Origin of the sequence: Nocardioides koreensis (assembly GCF_039531775.1) — a bacterium.
In the GTDB taxonomy this organism is placed as follows: domain Bacteria; phylum Actinomycetota; class Actinomycetes; order Propionibacteriales; family Nocardioidaceae; genus Nocardioides; species Nocardioides koreensis.
This window is the reverse complement of sequence record NZ_BAAAQR010000009.1, coordinates 74,655-101,446: the sequence shown is the minus strand read 5'-3', so window position 1 is coordinate 101,446 and position 26,792 is coordinate 74,655. Positions and strand designations below refer to the sequence as shown.

Genomic DNA, 26,792 nt, shown 5'->3' with positions numbered 1-26,792 from the left:
TGGGGTGATCATCGGCCTACTCCCATCGCGTCTCGAAGTCTGATCAACCCGTCGCGGATCCGGGTCTTGGCGGTGCCGACCGGCAGGTCCAGCATCGTCGCCACCTCCGTGTGTGTGTATCCCCCGAAGTACGCCAGCTCCAGCGCCTCGCGCTGGACCTCGGTGAGGTTCTCCAGCGCACCCCGGACCCGGCGGGCCTCGAGCGAGGCCTCGGCGGCCTCGGCGGTCGCGTCGTGGTCGACCGGCTGGTTCTGCTGGTGGTACGCCACGTCCCGGCGGGACGAGGCCTCGGCCGACCGGACCCGGTCGACCGCCTTGCGGTGCACGATCGTGAGCAGCCACGCCACGGCGCTCCCGCGGTCCGGGTCGAACCGCGACGCGGTCCGCCAGACCTCGAGGAAGGCCTCCTGGGTGACCTCCTCGGCCTGGGCCGGGTCCCGGACCACGCGCAGGGCGAGCCCGAACGCGCGGCGCGAGGTGGCGTCGTACAACGCTGCGAAGGCGCCCTGGTCGCCGCGACTGGAGAGCCTGAGCAGCTCGCCGAGCGCAGGACCCCCCGGGGTCCCCTCCGAGGAGGGGACGCCGGGGGTCACGGGCCGGAACTGGTCCACGACGTGATCCTTGCCCATCTGGTGAAAAGTTGAACCGGTCAGGACGGCATCAGCACGGAGTCGATGACGTAGACCGTGGCGTTGGCCGTCGGGATGTTGCCGCAGAGGACCTTGGCGCCGTCGACGGTCATCCCGTTCTCGTCGCCCTCGACGGTGATCTGGTCCTTGGCCAGCGTGTCCTGGGTGCCCGCGACCTGTGCGGGGTCCAGCTGACCGGCGACCACGTGGTGGGTCAGGATCTTGGTCAGCGTCGCCTTGTCCTTGAGGACCGCGTTGAGGTCCTTGGACGGGATCTTCGCGAACGCGTCGTCGGTCGGCGCGAACACGGTGAGGCCGTCGGCGGAGTTCAGCGTGTCGACCAGGCCGGCCTTGCCGACCGCGGCGACCAGCGTCTTCAGCAGCGGGTTGGCGCTGGCGGCCGAGGCGACCGGCTCGGTGGCCATGCCGTCGAAGGAGCCGCCACCCGAGGTCGGGATGGCCGAGCAGCCGGGGCCGAAGGTCTGGGCGCCGGCGTCGGAGGCCATGCCGGAGGACATGTCGTCCGAGGGGCTCTCCTTCATGGAGCTCGAGCCGCTGTCGGTGGCGGCGCTGCTGGAGTCGTCGCTGCCGCAGGCGGCGAGGCCGAACGGAATGGTGAGTGCCAGGGCGGCGATTCCGGTGGCCCGCTGGGCGGTGGTGCGCTTCATGGGGGTGACCTTCCGTCGGTGTCTGCTTACGTGAGGCGTTCGGCACCGGGTGCGGGGGCGGATTGGCCGGATCCGCAGTTTTTTCCGAAAGACCCGGGGCGTCGCCGGGTACTTCGCCCCTAGCCGGGCCTCCCGGATCGGCGAAGGCTCGCAGGGACGGTCGCGTGCGACCGATGCCGCGGCCGAGACCTACACCTGAGGAGGCCGACATGGCGCAGTACCTTCTGGAAGTTGCCTACACCCCCGAGTCCTGGGCCAAGCAGATCCGGGACCAGGGCAACGTGCTGGACCGGATCCAGCCACTGCTCGAGGCGTCCGGCGGGCGCATCGAGAGCATGTTCTACGCCTTCGGCGACTACGACCTGGTCGGCATCGCGGACTTCGCCTCGCCGGAGGGTGCCGCCGCGTTCTCGCTCGCCGCGACGGCGGGCGGAGCGGTCAAGACGTTCAAGACGACGCCGTTGCTGACGATCGAGCAGGGACTCGACGCGATGGCCCGCGCCAGCGAGGCGGCCAAGGGCTACCGGCCGCCGGTCGACACGCCGGCCGGCCACCGCGCCTGAGCGAGGTCGCCCGGCTCAGGCGACCGTGACGACGATCTGCTGGATGCCGCTCGAGCCCTCCGGGAACGGGGTGGCGCGGGCGGCGGTCTGCTCCTCGTCCTCCCCGTTGACGGCGCGGACGGCGAGCGTGTGCTGGCCCTTCTCGGCGGTCCAGGGCAGGTACCACTGGCGCCAGTAGTCCTGGCCGGCCGACGGGCCGAGCCGCGCCTCCTGCCAGCCGCCGCCGTCGATGCGGACCTCGACCTTCTCGACACCGCCCTGGTGCTGGGCCCAGGCGACCCCGCCGATGACGGTGCGGCCGGCGTCGATCGTAGAGAGCGGCTTGGGCGTGTCGATCCGGCTCGCGATCTTGATGGGGGCGTCGGTGGCCCAGTCCCGCTGGGTCCAGTAGGCGTCCTGCTCGGCGTACGTCGTCAGCGTCATCCGGGTGATCCACTTGGTGGCGCTGACGAAGCCGTAGAGCCCCGGCACCACCATCCGGGCCGGGAAGCCGTGCTGGACGGGCAGCGCCGCGCCGTTCATGCCGATCGCGATCATCGCGTCGCGGCCGTCGGTGGCCAGGTCGAGCGGGGTGCTGATCGTCATCCCGTCCACGTCGGTGCTGAGGATCTGGTCGGCCGACGTGTGGTCGATGCCGGCCCGGTCGAGCAGGTCGGTCAGCGGTACGCCGAGCCAGCGGGCCGCGCCGACGTACCGGCCGCCGACGTCGTTGGAGACGCAGGTCAGCGTGATGTCGCGCTCGATCAGCTCCATCGAGGCCAGGTCGTCGAAGCTGAACGTGACCTCGCGGTCGACGTCGCCGTCGATGGTCAGCGACCAGCTGCCCAGGCTGACCACGGGGAGGGTGAGCCGCGTGTCGACGCGGTAGAAGTCGTCGGCCGACGTCCGGAACGGCGTGATCCCGGGGACCCGGTCGTCGAGCCCGGCGGGGAACGCCGGGGCCGGGTCGGCGGCCGCGGGGAGGTCGACGTTCTCCGGGCGGGTGCGGTAGGACGTGATCCATCGGCCGGCGCCGCCCATGACCGCGGCCGCCGCGGCCAGCGCGCCGGCCGCGACCAGCACGCCCCGGCGGCTCGCGCCACCCGCCTGGTCGCCCCGGTGGGCGCCACCGGCCCGGCCGGGGGCGGCGCGGACCAGCCAGGCCAGCGCGGCCACCCCGGTGCCGGCGGCCGCCAGGCTGGGGAGGAGGTCGGCCACGCCCGCCGTGGGCCGGGTCAGCGCCGCGCTCGCCGCGACCGCCACCAGGACGACCAGCAGGCCGGCGCCGAGGGCGAACCGGCGGCGGGCGAGCAGGCCCGCCACCGCGGCGAGCAGCAGCACGCCGGCCAGCACGGACCCGACGAGGACCGTCTTGTCGTTCGTGCCGAAGTGGGCGATGGCCCACTCCTTGAGCGGGGTGGGGGTCAGGTCGATGACGGTCGAGCCGACGGCCAGCACGGGGGAGGCGGCGGGCTCGGTGAGCGCGGCCACGAGGTGCCCGGCCGCGACGCCGACGATGGTCGCGAGGACGCCGAACCCGGCATGGAGCAGTCGTGTCGTCATGGACCGTGGTTCGGAGCGGCGGCGGCTCCGGATGGCGGTGCGGCAGGATGTGCGCCATGTCTGACGCCTCCCAGGACTCCGCACACGAAACTGCCGCCGACCTCGTCCACTACGCGGCCGGTGACGCCGTCGCCACCCTGACCCTGGACTCCCAGCACAACCGGAACGCGCTGTCGCGCCGGCTCGTGGCCGAGCTGTTCGCCGGGTTGGAGCGGGCCGAGGCCGACGACGACGTCCGGGTCGTGCTGATCCGGGCCGAGGGCAAGGTCTTCTGCTCCGGCGCCGACCTGTCCGAGGCGACCGAGGGCGGCATGGAGGAGGGCGCACGCCGGATCGTCGAGCTGCAGCGGCTGATCGTGTCCATGGACAAGCCGGTGGTCACCCGCCTGCACGGCGCCGTGCGGGCGGGCGGGATCGGGATCGTGGCCGCCTCCGACCTCGCGATCGCCTCCGAGGACGCCACGTTCGCGCTCACCGAGGTCAAGCTGGGGCTGGCCGCGGCGATCATCTCGCTGACGGTGCACCACCGGATGAGCCCGCGCGCCTCCTCGCTGACCACCCTCGGCGGCGAGGTGTTCACCGGGCGCGACGCCGCGGCGTACGGCCTGGTCACGACGGCGGTGCCGGCCGACGGGCTCGACGCCGAGGTGGACCGTCTCTGCGCCTCGCTCGCGACCGGCGCCCCGCAGGGGCTGCGCGAGTCCAAGCGGATCCTCAACCGGGACCTGATCGCGCGGATCGACGCGCACGGCGAGGAGATGGCCGAGCTCAGCGCGCGGCTGTTCGCCTCCGACGCCGCCCGCGAGGCGATGACGGCGTTCCTCTCGCGGAAGAAGTAGCCCGAAGAACCTGCGCTGCGCAGGCAACCATCCGCCGCGGCCACCGGGTAGGACCCGGTATGACTGCACTGGCCGGATCGCGGGCGCGATCCACCTCGGGGGGACCGGTGACCGACCCACGGGCCGACGGCCCGACGAGCCGGGTCGACTTCGACGAGTTCGTCGCGGCCCGGTCGAGCGGGCTGCTCCGCACGGCGTACCTGCTCACCCACGACCACGCGCTCGCCGAGGACCTGCTCCAGACGGCGCTCACCAAGGCGTGGTTCGCCTGGGGGCGCATCGACGGGCACCCGGAGCCCTACGTGCGCCGGATCCTGGTCAACACCTACGCGACGTGGTGGCGACGCCGCTGGACCGGCGAGGTCGCGACCGAGGAGCTGCCCGAGACGCACACCGGCGACGGCACCGCGGCCTCCGACACCGGCCAGGACCTGTGGACCGCGATGGAGCGGCTGCCGAGGCGGCAGCGCGCGGTGGTGGTGCTGCGCTACTTCGAGGACCTCACCGAGGCCGAGACCGCCCGGCTGCTCGGCTGCTCGGTCGGGACCGTGAAGAGCCAGGCCAGCAAGGCGCTCGCGAAGCTGCGGATCGACCCGGCGCTGGCCGTCGACGAGATGGCCGCCGAGAAGGAGGACCTGCGATGAGCACCATGGACGACCTGCGCGGCACGCTGGACCGCCACGCCGCGGAGCTGACCGACCATGACGTGCACGTCCGCCCGGTCGCGGTGCGCGAGCGGATCCGTGTCGTACGCCGCCGCCGTCGCACCGCCGTCGGCGCCGTCGCCGCGAGCGTCGTGGCGGCCATGGCGGTCACGCTCACCCTCCCGCTCGCGGGTGACCGGAAGGCGCCGGTCGCGGACCGGACGCTGGCGGGTCACGAGGCACCGCGGACGATGAGCTCGCTCGGCTACACCTTCACGTTCGCCGAGGGGCGAGAGGGCGAGGGCAGGGTCCGGCTCCGCCTCGCTCCCTCGGACGGTCCGCGCCTGGTCAGCTGGGCGACGTCGGGCCCGGACGACGAGGTCACGCTGCGGGGCGTCGACGAGGGACCTCGCACGGTCACGACCGAGGACTTCGGTGACTTCGTGCGCGTGCCCCCGCGGCGGGCCGGCACCGTCTCCGTCACCGGTGAGGGTGCCGTCGCGCTGGCGGTCTACGACCTGAGCGGGGCGGCGCCCGGTGACACCTCGGACGGGATCACCTTCCGCGACGACGTGGCCGGCCAGCGGCTGCTCGCCGACGCGATCGGCGAGCCGGGCGAGGCGGACCTCGGCTTCGACCTGTCGACCGACGGCGGGGCCCTCCCGATCTCCTACCTGTGCTCGGGCGGCCCCGGTGACGCCTGGCTCCACATCTCGGTCAACGGTGGCGGGGCCGTCTCGGGCAGCGGGTGCGACGACCCACTCTTCGACCCGGCGGGCAACGGTGGGATCACCACCTACCCGGACGCCGAGGAGGCGAGGGCGCTGCGGGTGCGGATGTGGGTGACCCACGGGCAGCACGGCGACGTGGTCGAGGACCCCGACCTCCGCATCGCGGTGGCCGCCTACGCCCCCGCGCCGTCGGCGGGTCGGCTGGCGGGCTGGCCGGTCCCGCTGACGAGGGAGTACGGCGGTCATCTCTGGCGCCTGGTGGACACCAAGGCGGGGGCACCGGGCACGCGGGAGCTCACGGTGCGCGGCGTCGACGGTCAGGAGACGCTCGTCGAGATGAGCTTCGCCCGCACGGGCCGGGCCGTGGTCCGCACGCTCGAGGACGGACGTCCGGGGGAGTCGACGTTCTCCGCCGGCGGCTCCGGCTCGACCGAGGCGGTGATCCCCGCGACCGGCGGCACCGCCGGCCTGCGCGCGGGCGGCGACGGCCTGCGTCCCGACCTCGAGCTCGGCCTGGCCACCTACGTCCGCGCCGACTGACCCGGGGGGATTCCGCCGTGCGGCCGAGAGCCAGCAGGTAGGCTTGTCGACTCGCCAGTCCGCGCGCCGGGCCGGCCACGGGGGAAGTCTTCAGGGTTTGAGGGGATCGGTCGTTGTCAGAAGAGCTCGTCGAGAACGAGGTCGCCACCGAGCAGGCATTTGTGGACAAGGTCCACGTCCAGCTCGCGACGTCGGCGAAGGCTGCGCAGGAGCTGGCCCGCGAGGGCCACGGGCGCGGCCGGCTGGGCCACGAGGGTGGCCTGGTCGAGCGCGACGCCATGGTGTTCCAGGCCGCGAAGCGGATCGCGCAGCTCGACGCCGCGCACGAGGGTCTGGTCTTCGGCCGCCTCGACCTCAGCCACGACCTGGACCCGGAGCCGCGCTACGTCGGCCGGATCGGCCTGCGCGACGAGAACCGTGACTCGCTGCTGATCGACTGGCGCGCGCCCGCGGCCGCGGTCTTCTACCAGGCAACGGCGGCCGAGCCGCACGGCGTCGTCCGCCGTCGGGTGCTGCGCTGCCTGGGGCCGAAGGTGGTCGGGGTCGAGGACGAGCTGCTCGACGCCGAGGCCCTCGACCGTTCGGGGGCGGACCTCCCGATCATCGGCGAGGGTGCGCTGATGGCGCAGCTGTCCCGCGCCCGCGACCGCTCCATGCACTCGATCGTCGCGACCATCCAGGCCGAGCAGGACAAGGCGATCCGCGCGCCCGGCAAGGGCGTCGTCACGATCTCCGGCGGCCCCGGCACCGGCAAGACGGTCGTGGCGCTGCACCGCGCGGCGTACCTCCTCTACACCGACCGCCGCCGCTACGAGGGCGGTGGCGTGCTCGTCGTCGGCCCGAGCGGCGTGTTCATGCGCTACATCGAGCGGGTGCTGCCCTCCCTGGGCGAGACCGCGGTCGCGCTGCGCAGCCTCGGCGAGGTCGTCGACGGCGTCCGCGCCACCCGCCACGACGAGCCCGCGGTGGCCGACGTGAAGGGCTCGGAGCGGATGGCCGAGCTGATGCGGCGTACGGCGCGGCAGCAGGCGCCGGGCAGCCCGCAGGAGTTCCGGGTGTTCTGGCGCGACGACACGATCGTGCTCGACCGGGGCACCCTGGGCCGGCTGCGCCGCCAGCTGATGTCGCAGGGCCGCCGCAACCGCCAGCTGCCCCGGATCGCGCACACGCTGCTGGACGCGATGTGGCGCCAGGTGCGCGGTGAGCGCGGCCGGGAGCGCGGGCGCGAGGCGTTCAACGACGAGATGCTCTCGCACCAGGCGTTCGTGGACTTCGCCCTCGCCTGGTGGCCGCCGCTCGACGCGCCGCAGGTGCTGTCGTGGCTGCGCGAGCCCGAGTTCTTCTCCCGCGTGGCCGAGGGGGTCCTCGGCCCGGAGGAGCAGCGGCTGCTGGCCAAGTCGTGGTCCGGCGACGGCTCGCTCTCGGTCGAGGACGTGGCGCTGCTCGACGAGCTGCGCTACGCGCTGGGCGACGTGCCGGCCCGCACCGAGGACGAGCGCGACCTCGACGACACCTCGCTGCTCGAGGGTGGCGTGGACATGCAGGAGCTGCTCACGGCGGCCGACCGCGAGTACGCCCCGACCGGCCGGGCCTGGGCGCCGCCCACCCACCGGATCGAGGACGACGGCTACGCCCACGTGCTGATCGACGAGGCGCAGGACCTCACGCCGATGCAGTGGCGGATGGTGGGCCGGCGCGGTCGCACCGCGACGTGGACGATCGTCGGCGACCCCGCCCAGTCGTCGTGGCCGGTGCCCGAGGAGGCCGCCTCCGCCCGGGCGGCCGCGCTCGAGGGCAAGGTGGTCCACGAGTTCCACCTGTCGACCAACTACCGGAACTCCTCGGAGATCTACGCCCACGCCGCGGCGTACGCCCAGCGGGTCGGCCTCGACGCCGACCTGCCCACCGCGGTCCGGTCCACCGGCGTCGAGCCGGTGGTGCTCACCGGGGTCCCCGACCTCGAGAGCGCGACCCGGCAGGCCGTCGCCGAGATCGCCGGCCAGGTCGGCGGCACCGTCGGGATCGTCGTGCCGGTCGCCCGGCGCTCCGAGGTGAACGCCTGGCTGGCGTCCTGGCCGGAGCTCGCCGACGACGCCGCCGGTGCGCGTGCCGCGGTCGACTCCTCGGTCACCCCGTCCGGCGAGGACCGGGTCGTGGTGCTCACCGGCCTCGACACCAAGGGCCTGGAGTTCGACGGCATCGTGGTCGTCCGGCCCCAGGAGATCGAGGACGAGTCCGCGACCGGCAAGGCCACCCTCTACGTCGTGCTCACCCGCGCCACCCAGCTGCTCACCACGATCTCCTAGGCCGAGTCGGCGCAGTTTGACGCCGTACGACGGCCGAGGCGGCGCAGTTTGACGCCCGGGGCCGGTACAACTGCGCCGACTCGGCGGGTCTGGGACGCACAACTGCGCCGACTCGGCTGGAAGTAGGGTTTCGCCATGCCTTCCACGACCGATGCCCGGGCCGCGATCGAGGCGCTCCAGGGGCACGAGGCGTGGGCGATCATCCGGCGCTCCACGCGGGCCGGGGACCGCCCCACCGTCGGTCTGGTCGGGGGCCGGCGCCACGTGGTCGAGTCGATCCTCGACGTGCCGCTCGAGGAGGGCGTGCCCGAGGACGGCCACATCGCGGACCGGCTGCTCGCGATCCCGTTCCGCCAGGTGGCCGAGCGCGGCTTCGAGGTGCACGACGACGGCACCCCGCTGGTCGTGGTCGACGTCGAGACCGAGTCGGAGTTCTCGGTCGCCGAGGTGATCGAGGCGATCGACGACGCCGGGCTCGACTTCGCGGACCGCGGTGGCTTCGAGACCGACGACCAGGAGTACGGCAAGCTCGTCGAGTCGATCATCCGCGACGAGATCGGCCAGGGCGCGGGCGCGAACCTCGTCATCGGCCGCCACTACCGCGCCCAGGTCGCCGACTGGGGCCCGGACAAGGCCCTCACCGTCTTCCGCCGGCTGCTCGAGCGTGAGCGCGGCGCGTACTGGACCTACGTCTTCTTCACCGGCGACCGCTACCTGATCGGCGCCAGCCCCGAGCGGCACGTCTCCATCCACGCCGGCGACGTCCGGATGAACCCGATCAGCGGCACCTTCCGGATCCCCACCGAGGCCGACACCACGGAGTCGCTGCGGGACAGGCTCCTCGACTTCCTCCACGACGAGAAGGAGATCTACGAGCTCTTCATGGTCGTCGACGAGGAGCTGAAGATGATGTGCGACATCTGCAACGAGGGCGGCCAGGTGCTCGGCCCGTTCCTCAAGCCGATGAGCCGCCTCGTCCACACCGAGTACCTCCTCGCCGGCCGCACCAGCCGCGACCCCCGCGAGGTGCTGCGCGACACGATGTACGCCGCCACCGTCACCGGCTCGCCGGTGGAGAACGCCTGCCGGCTGATCAAGCAGTACGAGCCCGAGGGCCGCGGCTACTACGGCGCCGCGCTCGCGATCCTGGGCCGCGACTCCGTGGGCGGGCCCGTGGTCGACAGCCCGATCGTGATCCGCACCGCCGACGTCGACCCGGCCGGCAACCTCACGGTGACGGCCGGCGCCACGCTGGTGCGCGACTCGGACGCGGCGTACGAGGTGGCGGAGACCCACGCCAAGGCCGGCGGCATCCTCAGCGCCTTCGGGCTGGTCCCGCCCGCACCGGTCCCGAGCGTCGACCTCGCCGAGCTGGTCAGCGACGAGGACGTGCTGATCACGCTCAACGCGCGCAACCGGCGGCTCTCGACGTTCTGGCTCACCGACCAGGGCGGCTCGGCCCCGGACCCGCGGCTGGCGGGGAAGAGCGTGGTGATCCTCGACGGCGAGGACGACTTCGTGAACATGCTGCGCCACCTGCTCGGGGTGCTCGGCATGAGCAGCACGGTGGTGCGCCACGAGGACATCCCGGACGGCCTCGACGGCTACTTCGATCCGTGGGACCTGGTCGTCGTCGGGCCCGGCCCGGGCGACCCGCGGGACGGCGACGACCCGAAGATGGCGAGGCTGCGCGCGGCCGTGGCGCACCTGCTCGAGCGGCGGCAGCCGTTCCTGGCGGTCTGCCTGGGCCACCAGGCGCTGTGCCACCAGCTCGGGATCCCGCTGGCCTACAAGGACATCGTCTTCCAGGGCACCCAGTCGCCGGTGGCGATCGACGGGCGCACCGAGCGGGTCGGCTTCTACAACACGTTCGTCGGGCGGGTCCCGCCCGGGGGCACCCCCCTCCCGGACGGCGTCTCGGTCGAGGCAGACCCGGAGTCCGGCGACATCCACCTGGTGCGCGGCCCGCACTACCGGGGGATCCAGTTCCACGCCGAGTCCATCCTGACCGAGCACGGCTACGACCTGGTCCACGACCTGGTGAGCGGCCTGCTGCTCGACGACCCCGGACCCGACGGGCGTGACGGCTAGCGTCCACGTGGTCGTCGTGGACCACCACGACTCCTACACCTGGAACCTCGTCCACCTCGTCGCCTCGGTCACCGGGGAGCTGCCGACCGTGGTGCAGCACGACGAGGTGTCGGCCGCGGAGGTCCTCGGGTTCACCCACGTGGTGCTCTCACCGGGCCCGGGGCACCCCGCCGTGGCCGCCGACTTCGCGGTCGGCCGCGAGGTGCTGCTCGCCGCGACCCGCCCGGTGCTGGGCGTCTGCCTGGGGATGCAGGGCCTGGTCACGGCGTACGGCGGCACCGTGGACCGGGTGCGTCCCGCGCACGGTGAGGTGGTGGCGGTGCGGCACGACGGCGCCGGCGTGTTCCGCGGCCTGCCGCAGGGCTTCCCGGTGGTGCGCTACCACTCGCTGGCCGCGGTCGACCTGCCCGACTGCCTGACGGTGTCGGCGAGCTGTGTGGACGAGGACGGCAGCGAGGTGGTGATGGGGGTGCGGCACCGGTCGCTGCCGCTCGAGGGCGTGCAGTTCCACCCCGAGTCGATCCTCTCCGAGCACGGCGCCGCGCTGGTCGCGAACTTCCTGGGCGCCCCATGAGCACCGACCCGGTCGTCCACTTCCGCGAGGTCGCGACCACCCGGTCACGCTGCTTCTGGCTCGACGGGGGCGGCGCCCGGGAGTGGTCCGGCCGCCGCTCGGTCATCGGCTGGCTGGACGAGGACGACGTGTCGCTGACGTACGACGCCGTCGCCCGCCGGGTCACCCGGCACCGGGGCGGCCGCGCCGAGGTGGTCGGGGACGACATCTTCGCCGCGCTCGAGGGGGAGCTGGCCGCCGGCGAGGCGGGCGACCAGTGGTTCGGCTACCTCGGCTACGCCGCCCGCCCGGACCTCCCGGCGCGGCTGCCCGCACCCGGCGGCCTGCCGGACGCGGTGTGGATGCGGCCGCGCCACGTCCGCCTCTTCGACCACCCGCCGGTGGCCCGCGCGGCGGACCCGGTGGCCGGCGTCCCGGACGTCGCGGTCCCGGACAGCTATGGGGCCGCGTTCGCGCGGGTGCAGGAGCACCTGCACGCCGGCAACACCTACGAGGCCAACCTGACCTACCGACTGGACCGGGAGAGCGACCTCGACCCGGTGACGGCCTACCTCCGGCTCCGCGAGCTCAACCCCGCGCCGTACGCCGGGTTCCTCCAGCACGACGTGCCCGGCCACCGGGCGTGGCTGCTGAGCTCCTCGCCGGAGCGCTACGCCCTGGTCACTGCCGACCGGCAGCTGGAGACCAAGCCGATCAAGGGCACCACGCCGCGCGGCGCGACGCCGGCGGAGGACGCGCTGCTGCGCGAGCGGCTGCGCACCGAGCCGAAGTTCCGCAGCGAGAACCTGATGATCCTGGACCTGCTCCGCAACGACCTGTCGATGGTGTGCGACCCCGGCACGGTCGAGGTGCCGGTGCTGATGGAGGTGGAGTCCTACCGGTCCGTGCACCAGCTGGTCTCGACCGTGCGCGGCCGGCTGCGCGACGACGTGTCCACGGTGCGGGCGCTGCACGCGCTGTTCCCCGCGGGGTCGATGACCGGCGCCCCGAAGCTGCGCACGATGGCGGTCATCGAGGAGGTCGAGAGCTCACCGCGCGGCGTCTACGCGGGTGCCTTCGGCTGGCTCGCCGCCGACGGGCGCGCCGACCTCGGCGTGGTGATCCGGTCGCTGGTGACCGGCGGGAACGGGTCCTGGTCGCTGGGCACCGGCGGCGGCATCACGGTCCGCTCCGACCCGGCCGAGGAGTACGCCGAGTCCCGCTGGAAGGCCGAGCGGCTGTTGCGGGTCTTCGACCAGGGCTGAGCGGACCCGCGTCCACGTTGGCGGCAGCTGCCGGCGGAGGGCCGTGGACAGCCCCTCCGCGGGGGCGCCTCACGCCTTCTTGCGGCGTACCGGGCTGCTCACCTTCTTGGTGCTGGTGCCGGTGGACTTCTTGGCGGCAGCGGTCGTCTTCCTGGCGGCGCCGCTCGGCTTCTTGGCCGCCTTCTTCGTCGCCTTCTTGGCCGTCGAGGCCGCCTTCTTGCCGGTCTCGACGGGCTCGGGCGGGAACCACACCACCTTGGTGGCCTTGGCCTTCGCCACGAACGACGCGCCGCGAGCGGCCCACTGCTCCCTGTCCGTGACGCCCTTGATCCGGTCCTTGATGTCGATCATCTGCTGCTTCCCTCCCGTTCGATCCGCGAACGCGGATCACCCTCTTGTCCTCCTCGTGCCCAGACGGCGGGTGGATTACTCAAGCGCGGCGGAAGTGGATCGGCCGGCCTGCCGGCTGCAGGCGGGCTTTCGGGTGGGAGTGCCTAGGGTGATCCACGTGGGCGTGAGGCTGCGGGAGCTCGAGGATGCCGATCTCGACGAGCTCTTCGAGTGGGAGCGAGATCCGGGTGCCGTCGCGATGGCGGCCTTCACGAGAGCGCAGCCGTCCGACCGTGCTGCGTTCGACGGGAACTACCGGTGCGTCCGCAGCGACCCCGACGTCCATCTACCGCCTCACCGACTGACCCGTCGCGGTCGTTGACGCCACAGGAGGACCCATGCCCAGCCGCATCGCCGTGATCGCCATCGATGCCGTGCGACCCGAGCTCGTCGCCGAGTTCTGGTGCGAGGTCCTGGGTTGGCGGGTGGTCGCTGACGACGGGGAGGTCGTCAGCATCGGCCCCGCGGACTCGACGTGGCCCACGATCGACATCGCCGCCGTGCCCGAGGGGAAGGTGGTGAAGAACCGGCTGCACCTCGACCTCCGGGCCGACGGCGCCACCACGCAGCAGGAGCTGCAGCGGTTGCTGGCACTGGGGGCACGTCGTACCGAGGTGGGTCAGGCGCCGGACTCGTCCTGGGTCGTCCTGGCCGACCCGGAGGGCAACGAGTTCTGCCTGCTGTCCCGCTCGGTGCAGGAGGTCATTGACGAGACACCGAGGCCTGAGGACAGTTCGAGGTGACCGACCACCTTGGTGCCGCGTCGACGGCGTCCCACCGGGACCCGGCGGTGCCCGGCCGGCCGGTGGGAGGTTCACCGTGTCCTCTGCGAGCCGGAAGCCGTTGCACTTCGCCTACGGGGCCGTGGTCCCGCTCCCGCCCGAGGAGGCGTTCGCCTTCGTGTGCGACCCGCTGAACTGGCCGTCGTTCTTCTCGTCGTTGCGCGACTCGAGCAAGGGCCCGGACTGGGGGAGCGTCGGTGGCCGAGGCCAGATGTCCAACGTCGTGCTGGGCCGGAGCATCGTCTCGGAGATCGAGGTGACGGTGTGGAACCCCCCTCACGAGTTCCGGTACCTCTCCCACCAACCGGGCACACCCCCGCTCGACAACCGGAGGGTCTTCGAGCCCGTTGCGGAGGGGACCCGGCTGAGCGGCACGACGGAGGTCACCCCACGCCCCGGTCTGCCGGGCCTCGTCGACCGCGCCCGGGTGCTGGCGGTCCGGCGCATCTTCGCGGCGGCGATGATCCAGCTGCCCGAGGCTGCGCGGGCCTCCCAGGCGCCGCCCCCGGACTGAGCCGGCGGCCTGGCTGGTGGATCCAGGCTCAGGCCAGCGGCCTGCTCACCCGGAGCCGGTCGGCCCCGTGGGCGCTGCCGCGGTCCTGTCCGTGCCCGCCGTGCCAGTCCAGGCACAGCACGGTGGCGTCGTCGCTGAGCACCTGGCCGGTCGCGATCAGGACGCGGTCGGCCAGGCTCCGCACGGCCTCGCGCGGGTGCAGCGCCCTGGTGGCCAGGATCGCTGCCGAGAGGTCCACGCCGACCGCGTTGCGCTCGAGCATGCCGTCGGTCACGAACACGACCCGGTCCCCGGGCGTCAGGGTGATCCGGCTGGCGCGATAGGTGGTGTCCTCGAACAGGCCGAGCGGGAGGTCCACGGGCAGGTCGACAGTGCTGACGTGGTCCCCGCGGGCGAGGTACGGCGCGACGTGCGCCGCGTTCACCAGGTCCAGGGACCCGGTGCGCAGGTCCACGCGTCCGACCAGGCCGGTGACGAAGTCCTCGAGCCCGCTGGCGGCTGCGTGCTCGAGCAGCGCCTGGTTCGTCGCGCCGACCTGCTCGAGCAGTGCGGCGCCCTCGTTGCGGGCGTTGCGCAGGCTTCCCACGCACAGGGTGGCGGCCAGGGCGGCGCCGACGCCGTGGCCCATCGCGTCGGTCAGGGACAGGTGGAGGGCGTCGCGCGCCAGGCTGAAGTCGAACGTGTCCCCGGCGATGGCGGCCGCCGGCTCCAGCCAGCCCGCGAGGGTGAAGGCGCCGGCCTCGCAGGTCTGCGGCCCGGGGAGCAGTCGGTGCTGGATCTCCGCGGACAGGCTCAGGGGCCGGGTGCGCTGGCCCCACTCGTAGAGGTCGGTGTGCCGTCGGTTGGCGATCACCACGAAGGCCAGCAGGTGGGCGAACCGGGCGATCTCCTCCACCGAGTCGGCGGGGGGCTCCTCAGGGAGGATCAGCTCCAGCAGGCCGATGACCTCGCCGCGTTGCGTCACCGGGGCCAGCACCTCCCACTGCCCGGGACCGTCTGATCCCGCAGGCCGGGAGCCGGGCGCGATCACCCGCACCTCCTGGGAGCGCACCGCCTGCTCGGCGGGACCGCCGTCGAAGGGCACCACGGTCGCGGACTCCTCGAGGTCCCGCCGCTCGTCCGGGCCGAGCGGGACGACCACGGCTCCCTCGGAGGGGTCGATCCGGATGTGTGCGAGCCGCACCAGTGCCCGCCCCGACAGGTCTGCGATGAGGAAGGACACGCGGGTCGCATCCAGGGCCAGCCCGAGCTCGCGGGTCACCGCCTCGACGGCCTCGACCGGCGAGGCAGACTCTGCGGCCTCCAGCGCACGTGCCATGGCTCGCTGACCCTGGCCTTCATCCACACCTGAGCATAGGACTCCGAGGCGTCGGCAGGTCGCGAAACCGCGCGGGCGGACCGAGCCTCAGCGCAGCCGGCTGGTGCCCGTGCGGGTGACCCGGTAGCTGCGGCCGAGCGGGAAGTGCCAGGTGTAGCTGCCGTCCGCGTTGCGCTGGTAGCGCCAGTGCCGGGCGGTCTTGCCGCGGTGATGTCGCCGGCAGAGCGGCGCGAGGTTCTCGGGGTTGGTCTGTCCCGGCGGGCCGTGCTCGTCATACGGGACGATGTGGTCGAGGTCACAGCTGCGGGCGTCGGTCTCGCACCAGGGAAACACGCAGTGCTCGTCGCGCAGGATCACGAGCTCGCGCATCTCCTCGTCCGGGTCGTGCCGGTCGATCGCGCGGGTGGAGGCCAGGTCGAGCACCGGGACCACCGTGGCCCGGGAGTGCTTGAGCCAGTCCCGGATCCGGTCCATGGTGACCGGCCCGAGCCGCTCGGCGGCGCCGAGTGCGCCCGGGTCGTCGAGGTCGTCGGCGCTCACGTGGACGTAGATGCGGGTCCTGGCGCTCGGCCCGCTGCTGCCGGCGGCACCCGAGGCCTGGTCGGCGATCACGCCGAGCGCCCTGGCCTTGCGGATCTCCAGGGGTGAGTCGTCCCCGTCCAGCCGCAGCTGCTCGGCGACGTGGCAGACCAGGTCGTGGAACCTGGTGAGGTCCAGGGTGTCCCCGGTGGCCTCCAGCCAGGTTGTGCCCGCCCAGGCGCCGGGTCCATCCGCCGGGCCGTGGCGCAGCGTCACGCCCCAGCTTGCTCGGGCCTGCTCCTCCTCGTCGGCGACCTGGTCGGGGTCGAAGGCGGCCTTGGCGTCGGCCACCGCGCGCTCGATCCGCCTCGGGCCGCAGGTGCCGGCGATCCCAGCCAGCTCCGCGTCCACGTAGGCGGCGGCCGCCCGCGACAGGGAGGAGGTGGCCTGGGCGATCCGGCGGGCGCGGAAGGACGGGATCTCCAGGTCCTCGACCCGCCGCCAGATCCGGGGCAGCCGGTGCTGGAGGTCGAGCACGTCAGACATCAGCTGGGTCGCGGCGAAGGTGGAGATCTGCAGGGCGGCGCCGATCTGCTCGGCCGCGAACGGCTTCACCGCCGGCGTGCCGTCCCCACCGACGCGCAGGTCGCAGCCGGCGGCCTCCCCGCCCGCGTCGCTCCACGAGGCCGGGCCGAGGTCGTCGGCAGGGTTCACCGCGCACCACTGGGCGACGTACCGCAGCTTGCGCCGCTCCGCGGCCCGGCACTGGATCTCCGCCTCCTCGGCGAGCTCGAGCAGCAGGTCCGCGTCGAGGTCCTCGACCACGACCGGGAAGCCCATGTTGTCCGTCTCGATCACAGGACCACTCAAGCACCCGGCACCGACAGTGCCAGGACGGTCGACGGGAGGCCTGTGGACAGCCGGCGATCGGGCCGAACCGGAAGCCCGAGGAGCTACCGACCGGGGCGGAGCGAGCCGCCATCACGTCGGAGGCGGACGCACCCGACGCCGAGTCACCTCGTATGGACACCACGCAGTTCACCTGCCCGCGCGATCGACCTCGACCGTCTCCAGCACCCTGCCGCCCTCGCCGACCCGACGACAGTGCCGGTTGGGCACGTCCGCGTACCAGACGGCGCCGTCGGCATCGAGGCAGGTGCCGTCCGGTGCAGCCTCGCCGCCCAGCTCGGCCCGGCTCCGGCGGTCCGTGAGCGAGCCGTCCGCGGTGAGGGCGAAGGCCGTGAGTCGGTGGGCGTGCGACTCCGCGACGATGAGTGTCGAACCGTCCGGGGTGACCGCCATGCCGTTCGGGAACCACAGGTCGTCGGCGACCTCTCGGGTCTCGCCGTCGGGGGTGACGACCGCGGCGATGCCGGGACGAGGCTCCTCACCGGGCATCGATCCGGGCATGTTCACGAAGGCACGACCGAGGGGGTCGACGACGATCTCGTTCCACGGACGACCGGTGCCGCCGTACGGCGCTAGGTCCGGGCCGACGGCGACACCCTGGTGCGTCGTGTTGATCTCGCGGCCGTCAGGCAGCAAGTCGACCGAGAACGGAAGTCCCTCCATCCGGCGGACGACCTCGGTGCGACCTTGCGGGTCGACGGTGACGACCTCACCGGCCAGCCAGTCGCACACCCAGAGCTGATCGTCGTGCGCCAGCGGGGCGACTCGCCCATCGCGAGTCCGGTGGCCAGCACGCGCGTCGTCATGCTCAGTCAGACCGAGCCCACCGCGAGAACTCATCGTGGCACCGAGCGCCGGGTGTAGCGTCGAGACACGAGTCGGTACCGAGACCTGGCGAGGTGCGGGCATGCGACTGGACCACCTGTGCGACGTGAGCTGGAGCTACGACCTGCTCCACGAGGTCGAACCCTCGCCGGCCAGTGACGGCCGGATATACGGTCAGGGCACGGCCACCTTCGTGGGACGGCTGTCGGGATCCGCGAGGTGGTCCAACTTCCCCCGCATCCGCGGCGGACATGCCCTACCCGACGCGCGGGGAGTCATCCAGGTGCCCGGCCCCGGTGAGGTGCTGTTCGCCCTGACCGGCCTGTCGTCACTCGACGACGGCCGAGGCATCCACGTGATGACCTTTCAGACCGCCGTGTCGTCCCACCTCTGGCTCAACGATGCGATTGCCGTCGGCGAGGGCACGATCGACGTGGAGCAGGCGCGCCTCGCCATGCGCTACTACGAGTGCGGGGTCGAGGAGGTCCCTGACTTCATGGGCTGACTCTTCAGAGGCCGCGATTGCGCACGACTCCTCCGGTCGCGGGCCCATCCCGGGATGGTCAGGCGAGCGTCGGCAGTCGGGAGAGCGCCTCGGCCACCGCGGCCTGGATGTCGGCGTCCTCCCAGGCGTGGTCGACGACATTGCCGGACAGGTAGGCGTCGTATGCCGCCAGGTCGAGGTGGCCGTGCCCGCACAGCGCGGTCAGGATCACCTTCTCCTCGCCGGTGTCCTTGCACCGCACCGCTTCCTCGATCGCAGCCGCAAGGGCGTGCGTCGGCTCCGGCGCGGGCACGATGCCCTCGGTCCGGGCGAACAGCACCCCGGCGGAGAAGCACTCGGTCTGCGGCTTGGCGACCGCCTCGATCTCGCGGGTCTCGTAGAGGTGGCTGATCAGCGGGCTCATCCCGTGGTAGCGCAGCCCGCCGGCGTGGATCGGGTCCGGCACGAAGTCGTGGCCGAGGGTGTGCATCTTCATCAACGGTGTCATCCCCGCGGTGTCACCGAAGTCGTACGCGTACGTGCCCTGGGTCAGCGAGGGGCACGCGGCCGGCTCCACCGCCCGCACGGTCGGGCTCATCCGGCCCGCCCACCTCTCCCGCAGGAACGGAAACATCAGCCCGCCGAAGTTCGACCCGCCGCCGGTGCAGCCGACGAGGAGGTCGGGGGTCTCCCCGGCCTGCGCCAGCTGGAGCAGGGCCTCCTCACCGATGATCGTCTGGTGCATCAGCACGTGGTTGAGCACGCTGCCGAGCGCGTAGTTGGACGTCGGGTCCTGCGCCGCGACCTCGACGGCCTCGCTGATCGCGATCCCCAGTGACCCGGTCGAGTCGGGGTGCGCGGCCAGGATCCTGCGACCCGCCTCGGTCAGCTCCGAGGGGCTCGGGTGCACGGTGCCGCCGAACGTCTCGATCATCATCCGCCGGTAGGGCTTCTGGTCGTACGACGCTCGCACCTGCCAGACCTCGCAGGCCAGCCCGTACTGGGCGCAGGCGAACGCCAGCGCCGTGCCCCACTGGCCGGCGCCGGTCTCCGTGGTCAGCTTCCTGATCCCGGCCCTGGCGTTGTAGAACGCCTGGGGAACCGCGGTGTTCGGCTTGTGCGAGCCGGCCGGCGAGACCCCTTCGTACTTGTAGTAGATCCGCGCCGGCGTGCCCAGCGCCTTCTCCAGCCGGTGCGCGCGGTACAGGGGGCTGGGCCGCCACAACCGGTAGACGTCGAGCACCTCCTCGGGGATGTCGACGTACCGCTCGGTGGAGACCTCCTGCAGGATCAGGTCCATCGGGAACAGCGGCGCCAGGTCGTCCGGCCCCACCGGCTGCCCGGTCCCCGGGTGCAGCACCGGCGGCGGCGGCGTCGGGAGGTCGGGCAACACGTTGTACCAGCGGGTGGGCATCTCGCTCTCGTCGAGCTGGAACTTGTGCTGCTGCACGTGGGACATGGCGCCTCCCGCCCTCGCTACGACTGGTCTCTCCGAGACTAGTGATCGCGTGACCAGCCGCGCACTCCCGCGCGCAGCCGTGGCCCTGGTCGCCCACCTCTGGCTCGACCGGAGCCGCCACGTGGAGGACGATGGTGTCGTGACCCAGAGGCGTCCCGGTGACGGGGCCGATCGAGCCTGATCCTTCGAGCTGACCTGGTGGGCTCGGGACGCCGAGAGGTGGCGTCATGACCCGGACCCAGATCCCCGCACTGCGTCGGTGGGGCGACTACGACCGCGACAACCCCTATCCCCTGTTCGCCGAGGTGCTCGAGCAGGGTCCGGTGCACGAGGTCACGCTGACCGACGGTCACCGGGCGTTCCTGGTCATGGGCTATGACGCCGCCCGCGAGGCGCTCAACCATCCGGGCCTGTCCAAGGACATGGAGGCGGCGCTGGACGCGGAAGGTGCCGTGGTCGCCGAGGGGCTGCCGGGCCGCGACTTCGCCCGGCACATGCTGAGCGTGGATCCGCCTGACCACACGCGGCTCCGCAGGCTCGCCACTCCCAGCTTCACGCGCACCCGCCTCGCTCCTCTCGAAGCCCGCATCGTCGAGACCACCGGGGCCCTGCTCGACGACCTCGAGGCCCGGGAGGGTCCGGTCGACCTCGTGGCCGGCTTCGCCCTGCCCCTGCCGTTCTCGGTCATCGGCGAGCTCCTCGGCGTCGAGCGCCGCGAGCAGGAGCGGCTGGCCGGCTGGTTCGCGACGCTGATGACGCCGTACCCCGGAGCCGTGCCTCCCGACGAGGCCGTCGTGGCGTCCGGCTCCATCGTCGACTGCCTGGGCGACCTCGTCGACCGCAGGCTGGCCCGGCCGACCGACGACCTGGTGGGTGACCTGGCCCGCGCCGCCAAAGCCGGGACGATCACCCGCAAGGAGCTCATGTCCTCGCTCTTCCAGCTGGTCGTGGCGGGACACCACACCACCACGAGCCTGATCGGCAACGGGGTGGCGGCCCTGCTCCAGCATCCCGAGCAGTGGGAGACGCTCGCCGCCGACCCGGCCCTCGTGCCACAGGCGATCGAGGAGCTGCTGCGGTACGACGCCCCCGTCCCGCACTCGACGTTCCGCTATGCCACCAGCAACGTCACGATCGCGGGAACCGAGATCCCGGCCGGCGTCCAGGTGGTCGTCAACCTGGCGACCGCGGGGCGCGACCCCGCACGCCACGACGACCCGCACGAGCTCGACGTCACCCGGCCGTCGGTGGACCACATGGCCTTCGGCCACGGCATCCACCACTGCCTCGGTGCGCGCCTGGCCCGACTCGAGGCCAGGATCGCCTTCACCGCGCTGCTCGCGAGGTTCCCGCACCTTCGGCTGGCTGTGGACCACCGCGACCTGCGCTGGGACCACGGGGACGGGCTCGTGCTGCGAGGGCTGTCCGAGCTGCCCGTCCACCTGGCCTGAGGACATCGCGGCTCAGGCTGGTGCACCCGACCGCCTCGATGTACCGTTTGGTACATGAAGAGGTACTTCGAGACCACCAGGCACATCGACGCGCCGCCCCGGGCGGTCTGGGAGGTGCTCTTCGACGTCGCTCGTTGGCCCGAGTGGACCCCCACGATCGACAGCGTCGAGCGCCTCGACGACGGACCGTTCCAGCTCGGCTCCCGGGCCAAGGTCCGCCAACCCCGGCTCCCGCAGGCGTCGTGGGAGGTGACCGAGGTCGCGGACGGTCGCAACTTCACCTGGGAGGCCGAGGGGCCGGGGATGCGGACGATCGCGCGGCACGAGGTCGTCCCGGACGCCACCGGCTCCTCCGTCAGGCTCAGCATCGAGCAGACCGGCCCGATGGGCGCCGTCGCCGCCCTGGTGTGGCGGGGGCGCACGCAGCGCTACATCGACCTCGAGGCCGAGAGCCTGGACCAGCGAGTCACCGGCCCGACCGCGTGACGCAGCGCGCTGCGGACGGCGCTCGTACGCCGGCACACCAGCGCCTCCTCGACGCCGCGGTCGACCACTTCGGCCGCCACGGCATCGGCGACACCAGCCTGCGCGGGATCGCCGAGGCGGTGGGCACCAGCCACCGGATGCTGATCTACCACTTCGGGTCGCGCGAGGGCCTGCTCGCCGAGGTGACCCGTGAGGTGGAGGCGCGCCAGCGCGCGGTGATGACCGCGACGTACGACACCGACCTGCCACCCCTCGAGGCCGGCGCCAGGTACTGGGAGGACACCGTGGAGGCGACGCTGCGCTACGGGCCGCTGTTCTTCGAGCTCGCCGCGCACGCCATGCAGGGCAGGGAGCACGCCTCGGCCCTGCGCGAGGAGCTGATCGGGGCGTGGCTGCCGTCCGTGACGGACCTCTGCCGGGCGATCGGCCTGCCCGAGGCGCAGGCCGGGACCCATGCGCGCCTCGCCCTCGGCGCCGCCCGGGGGCTGCTCCTCGACCTGCTCGTCAGCGGCGAGCGGGAGGAGGTCGCCCGGGCTGCGGACCTGCTCAACCGGCTGCTGCTGCTCTCCGCAGAGACCGGCGGTGCCGGCGCGGATCGGTGACGGGAGGCTGTCAGGCCCGGGGCTCGTCCTCGGCTCCTCGCTGCTCGCGCCGCTCGTGGAGGCGCTGCTGGGCGGCCGGCAGGAAGGCCAGGCAGGGGGCGTCGGCCCAGGGGTGCTTCTCGTTGAGGTGGAAGATCCACCGGTCCATCGCCGCCATGAAGCCGTTGTCCCCGCCGGGGCGGTAGGCCGACCAGCTGCGGTGGCCCCGGGCCACGCACTCGGAGCAGCTGATCTTGTAGACGAACTGCTGGTGCTCGTCGAGGTCGATCTTCACCCTCGCCAGGGGGCCGGCCTGTGCGGCGGCCTTCCTCTCGCGCGCCGATCGGCTCGCCGTCATGTCGCACTCCTGTGTGTCGGGCACCCAGACCCTACGCCCCGCCCGGCTCGGAGAAACGGCCGGTGAACCGGGCGTTCCGGTGAAGACCATCCGCAGGACGCACTGTTCGCGGGCGGACGGAGGAGACAGGCTGGGTGCCATGAACCTCGTCCTGCTCACGGGAGCCTCCGGGTTCCTCGGCATCCATGTCCTGCAACGCCTCCTCGACGAGGACTGCCGGGTCCGGGCGTTCGTGCGGACACCCGCGAAGCTGCACGAGAACCTCGCCCTTCTCGGCGTGGACCCCGAGGACCAGCGCATCGAAGTCGTCCCCGGCGACATGACCGACGGCGCCGCGGTTCGGCAGGCTGCGCGGCTGTGACCGGGTCGTCCACGCCGCCGCCACGTTCTCCTACCGGCGCCGCGACGCGCAACGGATGCTCCAGGAGAACCAGGTCGGCACGACCACGGTCCTGGACGCGGCGATCGAGGCCGGGTGCTCCGGCATCGTCCACGTGTCCTCGATCGTCGCCCTGCTGCGAGCCGGGGCGAGGTTGGACCACGAGAGCCCGCTCGGTGTCGCGCTCGGCCCGTACACCCGGAGCAAGGTGGACTCCGAGCGCGTCGCACGCGACCGGCAGGCCGCCGGCGCCCCGGTCACCATCGTCAACCCGGGCGCGATCCTCGGCCCGCGCGATCCGTACCTCGGCGAGAGCGACGGGGTGATCCGGGACATCCTGCGCGGACGCCTCCCCACCTGGCCACGGGGCGGGATGCAGTGGGTGGACGTCCGGGACACCGCCGACGTGGTGGTCGCCGCCCTCGGCCGGCCCGGGCGCCGCTACCTGGTGCCCGGCGAGAACGTCTCGCTCCCGCACGAGACGCTGCGAGCCGTGACCGGACGCCGGCTCCCCGCGGTGCGCATGCCGCTCAGGGCCGCGCTGCCCGTGCTGCAGCTCGGCTACAACACCGGCTGGTCGTTCCTCCCGCACACGGTCGAGGGGGCCCGCGTCATCGCGCTCGACACCCGCGTCGACTACTCGGCGACGGTCGACGAGCTCAGCATCGGCGGACGATCCCTGGCCGAGTCCATGCGGGACAGCGTGCGCTGGCTCGCCGAGGCCGGCCACATCGGTCCCCGCGCCGCCGGGCGCTGCTTCGACAGCCCGCGCTGACCCGACACCCGGTGGATCCGCTCGCCAGGCGCGGTGAGCGCTCCGTTGACCTCGCGTCCCCGGCGGGTCAAGGATGGAACGACGTCGCTCCGGCGCAGCCCGCGACATCCACGACACCCCGAGGAGAAGCGAATGAGCCCCGACGAAGGGTCCCCCAGGATCGTGCGCTGGACCCTTCGGCTCGAGGACGCCACCGCGCTCGACCGGCCGGTGCGTGCGTTGGAGCCGGCGATCCGGGTCCTGTTCGGCACCGGCACGCGAGCCTCGGTGCTGCGCGGTGAGTGGCTGGGCCACGCAGTCCACCCGGTGCTCACCGACATCCCGCTCGGCACCTGGACCTCGGCAAGCCTGCTGGACCTGCTCGGTGGGCCTGACACGTCCGCCGCGGCCCAGAAGCTCATCGGCACCGGTCTGCTCGCTGCCGGCCCGACCGCGTGGGCCGGATGGGCCGAGTGGTCGGCCGCCACGTCGCGCGACAAGCGGGTGGGCCTCGTCCACGCTGTCACCAACGGGGTCGCCATCGGTGTCTACACGGCCTCATGGGTTGCCCGTCGGCGGGGCCGCCACGGCACCGGGGCCGGCCTCGCCCTCGCTGGTGCGGCCGTCTCAGGTCTTGGCGCCTACCTGGGCGGCCACCTGACGGAGGCGCGCAAGGTGGCGAGCCGCCACCCCGCCTACGACGAAGCTCCGCCAGGGCTCTGAGGAAGGACGCGGCGGCGGACCCCGGACCGCGCCCACCTGCGCGGCCTGCGCGGGACTACGCTTGACGCGCGATGGGTGGGACCTCGGCGGAGCGGCGGAGCAACGTGCCCGCGGAGCTGTCCAGCTTCGTGGGGCGCAGGCACGAACTGTCCTCGGTGCGTGCCGGTCTGGCCTCGCACCGGCTGGTGACGCTGCTGGGACCGGGTGGGATCGGCAAGACCCGGCTGGCGTACCGCGCGGCGGCCGACCAGGAGCGCAGCCTGGCCGACGGTGCGTGGGTCGCGGAGCTGGCCCCCGTGCAGGTGCCCGAGCTGGTGCCCGAGACGGTGGTCGGGACGCTGGGCATCCGGTCCGCCGAGCGGGGCAGCGCCACCGAGCGCCTGGTCGCGCACCTGCGCGGCAGGCAGCTGCTGCTGGTCCTCGACAACTGCGAGCACGTGCAGGAGGCCGCCGCGGCGCTGGCGGCCGAGCTGCTGGCGAGCTGCCCGGGCGTCCGGGTGCTGGCCACCAGCCGGCACGCGCTGGCGCTGCCCGGCGAGCTGGTGCTCCCGGTGCCCCCGCTGCCGATGCCGGGCCCCGGCCGGGCCGCCGGCTCCCCGGAGGCGCTGATGCACTACGACGCCGTCCGGCTCTTCGTCGAGCGGGCCACCGCGAGCTGGTCGTCGTTCCGGGTCACCGCGGCCAACCAGGACGCGCTGGCCGAGCTGGTCCGGCGGCTCGACGGGATGCCGCTCGCGATCGAGCTGGCCTCGGTGCGGGCGCGTTCGCTCACGGTGCACCAGATCCTCACGCGGCTCAGCGACCGCTTCGCCCTGCTCACCCGGGGGAACCGCGCGGCGCTGCCCCGGCAGCAGACGCTCCAGGCGCTGCTCGACTGGAGCCACGACCTGCTCCAGCCGGAGGAGCGGCTGGCGTGGGCGCGTGCCTCGGTGTTCCGGGGCGGGTTCGACCTCGAGGCCCTGGAGGCGGTCGCCTGCGACGACGACCTGCCCGCCGCGGCGCTCCCCGACGTCGTCGACGGGCTCGTGGCCAAGTCGATCCTCGTGCACGAGCAGGCAGTGATCGGCGGTGTGGCGCGCTTCCACATGCTCGAGTCGCTGCGCGAGTACGGCGACGCCCGGCTGGCCGAGGCGGGCGGCGCCGCGCCGTACGCCGAGCGGCACCGCCGGTGGTACGCCGGCCTGGCCGCGACCGCCGCCGCGGAGCTGTTCGGCCCGGCCCAGGTCGACTGGTTCGCCCGGCTGCGCGCCGACCACGACAACCTCCGCGCGGCGCTCGAGCGGCTGGCGCACGACCCGGCCGACGCGGCCGAGGGCCTGCGGATGGCCGTTTCGCTGCAGCACCACTGGGTCATGGTGGGCCGCTTCGGCGAGGGCCGGGGGTGGACGGAGCGGCTGCTGGCCCGGCTGCCGGCGGCGGGCGCCGACGAGCCCGTCGAGCGCAGCGTCGTGCGGGCCGCGGGCCTGGAGGTCGCCGGCCGGTTGGCGGTCCTGCAGGGGCAGATCGACGTCGGCAGGCCGCTGCTGGAGGAGGCGCTCGCGGCGGCGACGGCAGCCCGGGACGCCACCTGGCGCGCACACGCCCTGCACGGGTTCGCGCTGGCCTCGGCCTTCTGGGGCGAACCGGCCGCGGCGCTGCCGCTGCTGGAGGAGGCGCTGGCGCTGCACCGGGAGGGCACCGACCCGTTCGGGGTCCCGCTCGCGCTGGTCCAGCTGGCCACCGTGCACGCCACCCTGGGCGACCCCGACCGGGCGATGGCGCACGCCGAGGAGTGCATCGCGCTGAGCGAGGCCGCCTCGGAGCGCTGGTGCGCCGCGATGGCGCGCTGGGTGGAGGCACTGGTCCAGTGGCAGCTCGGCCGCGCGGCCCGGGCGCGCACCTACGCCCGCGACGTGCTCCGTCTCAAGGAGCCCTTCGGCGACCGGATGGGGATGGCGATGTCGGTCGAGGTGGTCGCGTGGGCCGAGTCCGAGGCGGGCCACGCCGCGGACGCCGCCCGGCTCCTCGGCGCGGTGCAGGCGGCGCTCGACTCGATCGGCGCGAGCCTCTTCGGCCACCTGCACGACGACCACGAGCGCTGCCTGGACCGAACCCGCGAGGCGCTGGGCGAGGCCGCCTTCAGGCGCGCCTTCGAGGAGGGGACGACGCTGCGCTTCGACGAGGCGGTCGCGCGCGCGGTCGGGCGACGTACGCCGGCTGCCGCGGCCGACGGCGACGAGGTCCGGCTGACCCGGCGGGAGAGCGAGATCGCCGAGCTGGTGGCCGAGGGCCTGACCGACCGCGAGATCGCCGAGCGGCTGGTGCTGGCGCGGCGCACGGCCGAGGGACACGTCGCCCGCATCCTCGGCAAGCTCCACGTCACCTCCCGGGACCAGGTGGCCGCCTGGGTGGCCTCCCAACGACAGGAACAGCGGCAGGACCAGCGATCGGACCGGCGATCGGACCGGCGATCGGACTAGACCGCTGGCCCGCGGCACCCCCGTGGCATC

The 26,792-nt window shown here is 73.2% G+C and carries 27 protein-coding genes; 18 read left to right on the top strand and 9 right to left on the bottom strand.

Annotation, left to right across the window (positions count from 1 at the left end; genetic code table 11):
* Positions 1 to 8 precede the first annotated feature (8 nt).
* Both sigK and ABD268_RS14960 read right to left on the bottom strand, forming a co-directional pair.
* Positions 9 to 611: an ECF RNA polymerase sigma factor SigK gene (gene sigK, locus ABD268_RS14965; RefSeq protein ID WP_344153753.1), complete on the bottom strand. Its 603-nt coding sequence runs from the start codon at positions 609 to 611 to the stop codon at positions 9 to 11.
* Between the two features lie 38 nt (positions 612 to 649).
* Positions 650 to 1,297, bottom strand: coding sequence for a fasciclin domain-containing protein (locus tag ABD268_RS14960; RefSeq protein ID WP_344153751.1), 648 nt, complete (start codon positions 1,295 to 1,297; stop codon positions 650 to 652).
* A gap of 209 nt (positions 1,298 to 1,506) precedes the next feature.
* Between ABD268_RS14960 and ABD268_RS14955 the strand changes: the two genes are divergently transcribed.
* Positions 1,507 to 1,860: a GYD domain-containing protein gene (locus ABD268_RS14955; protein WP_344153749.1), complete on the top strand. Its 354-nt coding sequence runs from the start codon at positions 1,507 to 1,509 to the stop codon at positions 1,858 to 1,860.
* Positions 1,861 to 1,875: 15 nt separating this feature from the next.
* On the opposite strand, the gene ABD268_RS14950 is transcribed toward ABD268_RS14955, so the two are convergent.
* On the bottom strand, positions 1,876 to 3,402 hold the full coding sequence (locus ABD268_RS14950; RefSeq protein WP_344153747.1) for a molybdopterin-dependent oxidoreductase: 1,527 nt from the start codon (positions 3,400 to 3,402) through the stop codon (positions 1,876 to 1,878).
* 56 nt (positions 3,403 to 3,458) lie between these two features.
* On the opposite strand from ABD268_RS14950, the gene ABD268_RS14945 reads away from it, so the two are divergent.
* The 7 genes from ABD268_RS14945 to ABD268_RS14915 all read left to right on the top strand — a co-directional run bounded on the left by ABD268_RS14945 (position 3,459) and on the right by ABD268_RS14915 (position 12,371).
* A complete protein-coding gene (locus ABD268_RS14945; RefSeq protein ID WP_344153744.1) occupies positions 3,459 to 4,241 on the top strand; it encodes an enoyl-CoA hydratase-related protein in 783 nt (260 codons plus the stop codon).
* A gap of 107 nt (positions 4,242 to 4,348) precedes the next feature.
* Positions 4,349 to 4,885: a SigE family RNA polymerase sigma factor gene (locus ABD268_RS14940; protein WP_344153741.1), complete on the top strand. Its 537-nt coding sequence runs from the start codon at positions 4,349 to 4,351 to the stop codon at positions 4,883 to 4,885.
* Positions 4,882 to 6,156, top strand: a complete 1,275-nt coding sequence (locus ABD268_RS14935; RefSeq protein WP_344153738.1) for a hypothetical protein — start codon at positions 4,882 to 4,884, stop codon at positions 6,154 to 6,156. The genes ABD268_RS14940 and ABD268_RS14935 overlap by 4 nt, the downstream gene beginning before the upstream one ends.
* Before the next feature lie 113 nt (positions 6,157 to 6,269).
* Positions 6,270 to 8,462, top strand: a complete 2,193-nt coding sequence (locus ABD268_RS14930; RefSeq protein WP_344153735.1) for a HelD family protein — start codon at positions 6,270 to 6,272, stop codon at positions 8,460 to 8,462.
* A gap of 135 nt (positions 8,463 to 8,597) precedes the next feature.
* Positions 8,598 to 10,553, top strand: coding sequence for an anthranilate synthase family protein (locus tag ABD268_RS14925; protein ID WP_344153732.1), 1,956 nt, complete (start codon positions 8,598 to 8,600; stop codon positions 10,551 to 10,553).
* Positions 10,543 to 11,127, top strand: coding sequence for an anthranilate synthase component II (locus ABD268_RS14920; protein WP_344153730.1), 585 nt, complete (start codon positions 10,543 to 10,545; stop codon positions 11,125 to 11,127). The genes ABD268_RS14925 and ABD268_RS14920 overlap by 11 nt, the downstream gene beginning before the upstream one ends.
* A complete protein-coding gene (locus ABD268_RS14915; protein WP_344153728.1) occupies positions 11,124 to 12,371 on the top strand; it encodes an anthranilate synthase component I family protein in 1,248 nt (415 codons plus the stop codon). The genes ABD268_RS14920 and ABD268_RS14915 overlap by 4 nt, the downstream gene beginning before the upstream one ends.
* 69 nt (positions 12,372 to 12,440) lie before the next feature.
* On the opposite strand, the gene ABD268_RS14910 is transcribed toward ABD268_RS14915, so the two are convergent.
* Positions 12,441 to 12,722, bottom strand: a complete 282-nt coding sequence (locus tag ABD268_RS14910) for a hypothetical protein (RefSeq protein WP_344153726.1) — start codon at positions 12,720 to 12,722, stop codon at positions 12,441 to 12,443.
* A gap of 377 nt (positions 12,723 to 13,099) precedes the next feature.
* Here ABD268_RS14910 and ABD268_RS14905 point away from each other — a divergent pair, with 377 nt between their 5' ends.
* Together ABD268_RS14905 and ABD268_RS14900 are read left to right on the top strand one after the other, a co-directional pair.
* Complete coding sequence (locus ABD268_RS14905) at positions 13,100 to 13,504, top strand: VOC family protein (RefSeq protein ID WP_344153723.1); 405 nt, start codon at positions 13,100 to 13,102, stop codon at positions 13,502 to 13,504.
* Between the two features lie 76 nt (positions 13,505 to 13,580).
* A complete protein-coding gene (locus ABD268_RS14900; RefSeq protein WP_344153720.1) occupies positions 13,581 to 14,057 on the top strand; it encodes an SRPBCC family protein in 477 nt (158 codons plus the stop codon).
* Positions 14,058 to 14,085: 28 nt separating this feature from the next.
* Here ABD268_RS14900 and ABD268_RS14895 read toward each other — a convergent pair whose 3' ends face one another.
* The 3 genes from ABD268_RS14895 to ABD268_RS14885 all read right to left on the bottom strand — a co-directional run bounded on the left by ABD268_RS14895 (position 14,086) and on the right by ABD268_RS14885 (position 17,643).
* A complete protein-coding gene (locus tag ABD268_RS14895) occupies positions 14,086 to 15,375 on the bottom strand; it encodes a PP2C family protein-serine/threonine phosphatase (RefSeq protein WP_344153717.1) in 1,290 nt (429 codons plus the stop codon).
* An 87-nt stretch (positions 15,376 to 15,462) separates the two neighbouring features.
* A complete protein-coding gene (locus tag ABD268_RS14890; protein ID WP_344153714.1) occupies positions 15,463 to 16,752 on the bottom strand; it encodes an HNH endonuclease signature motif containing protein in 1,290 nt (429 codons plus the stop codon).
* Between the two features lie 180 nt (positions 16,753 to 16,932).
* A complete protein-coding gene (locus ABD268_RS14885) occupies positions 16,933 to 17,643 on the bottom strand; it encodes an SMP-30/gluconolactonase/LRE family protein (protein WP_344153711.1) in 711 nt (236 codons plus the stop codon).
* Positions 17,644 to 17,710: 67 nt separating this feature from the next.
* On the opposite strand from ABD268_RS14885, the gene ABD268_RS14880 reads away from it, so the two are divergent.
* Positions 17,711 to 18,133 carry a hypothetical protein gene (locus tag ABD268_RS14880; protein ID WP_344153709.1) on the top strand — a complete coding sequence of 141 codons (423 nt, stop codon included), beginning with the start codon at positions 17,711 to 17,713 and terminating at the stop codon, positions 18,131 to 18,133.
* A 58-nt stretch (positions 18,134 to 18,191) separates the two neighbouring features.
* Here the strand turns inward: ABD268_RS14880 and ABD268_RS14875 are convergent, their stop codons facing one another.
* A complete protein-coding gene (locus tag ABD268_RS14875; protein WP_344153706.1) occupies positions 18,192 to 19,571 on the bottom strand; it encodes a TrpB-like pyridoxal phosphate-dependent enzyme in 1,380 nt (459 codons plus the stop codon).
* Positions 19,572 to 19,798: 227 nt separating this feature from the next.
* Between ABD268_RS14875 and ABD268_RS14870 the strand changes: the two genes are divergently transcribed.
* The 3 genes from ABD268_RS14870 to ABD268_RS14860 are packed head-to-tail and all read left to right on the top strand — an operon-like array spanning position 19,799 to position 22,110.
* Complete coding sequence (locus ABD268_RS14870; protein ID WP_344153703.1) at positions 19,799 to 21,022, top strand: cytochrome P450 family protein; 1,224 nt, start codon at positions 19,799 to 19,801, stop codon at positions 21,020 to 21,022.
* Positions 21,023 to 21,076: 54 nt separating this feature from the next.
* Positions 21,077 to 21,508, top strand: coding sequence for an SRPBCC family protein (locus ABD268_RS14865; protein ID WP_344153700.1), 432 nt, complete (start codon positions 21,077 to 21,079; stop codon positions 21,506 to 21,508).
* A complete protein-coding gene (locus tag ABD268_RS14860; protein WP_344153698.1) occupies positions 21,505 to 22,110 on the top strand; it encodes a TetR/AcrR family transcriptional regulator in 606 nt (201 codons plus the stop codon). The genes ABD268_RS14865 and ABD268_RS14860 overlap by 4 nt, the downstream gene beginning before the upstream one ends.
* 10 nt (positions 22,111 to 22,120) lie before the next feature.
* Here ABD268_RS14860 and ABD268_RS14855 read toward each other — a convergent pair whose 3' ends face one another.
* Positions 22,121 to 22,447 carry a hypothetical protein gene (locus ABD268_RS14855; protein WP_344153696.1) on the bottom strand — a complete coding sequence of 109 codons (327 nt, stop codon included), beginning with the start codon at positions 22,445 to 22,447 and terminating at the stop codon, positions 22,121 to 22,123.
* A gap of 139 nt (positions 22,448 to 22,586) precedes the next feature.
* Here ABD268_RS14855 and ABD268_RS14850 point away from each other — a divergent pair, with 139 nt between their 5' ends.
* The 4 genes from ABD268_RS14850 to ABD268_RS14835 all read left to right on the top strand — a co-directional run bounded on the left by ABD268_RS14850 (position 22,587) and on the right by ABD268_RS14835 (position 26,762).
* Entirely contained in the window at positions 22,587 to 22,808 is a 222-nt protein-coding gene (locus tag ABD268_RS14850; protein WP_344153694.1) for an NAD(P)H-binding protein, read from the top strand.
* A complete protein-coding gene (locus ABD268_RS14845; protein ID WP_344154009.1) occupies positions 22,795 to 23,601 on the top strand; it encodes an NAD-dependent epimerase/dehydratase family protein in 807 nt (268 codons plus the stop codon). Before ABD268_RS14850 ends, ABD268_RS14845 begins: the two co-directional genes overlap by 14 nt.
* Positions 23,602 to 23,733: 132 nt before the next feature.
* Positions 23,734 to 24,303: a DUF2231 domain-containing protein gene (locus ABD268_RS14840; RefSeq protein ID WP_344153691.1), complete on the top strand. Its 570-nt coding sequence runs from the start codon at positions 23,734 to 23,736 to the stop codon at positions 24,301 to 24,303.
* Positions 24,304 to 24,374: 71 nt separating this feature from the next.
* Positions 24,375 to 26,762 (top strand): ATP-binding protein, encoded by a 2,388-nt coding sequence (locus ABD268_RS14835; RefSeq protein WP_344153688.1) that lies wholly within the window; start codon positions 24,375 to 24,377, stop codon positions 26,760 to 26,762.
* Positions 26,763 to 26,792 lie beyond the last annotated feature (30 nt).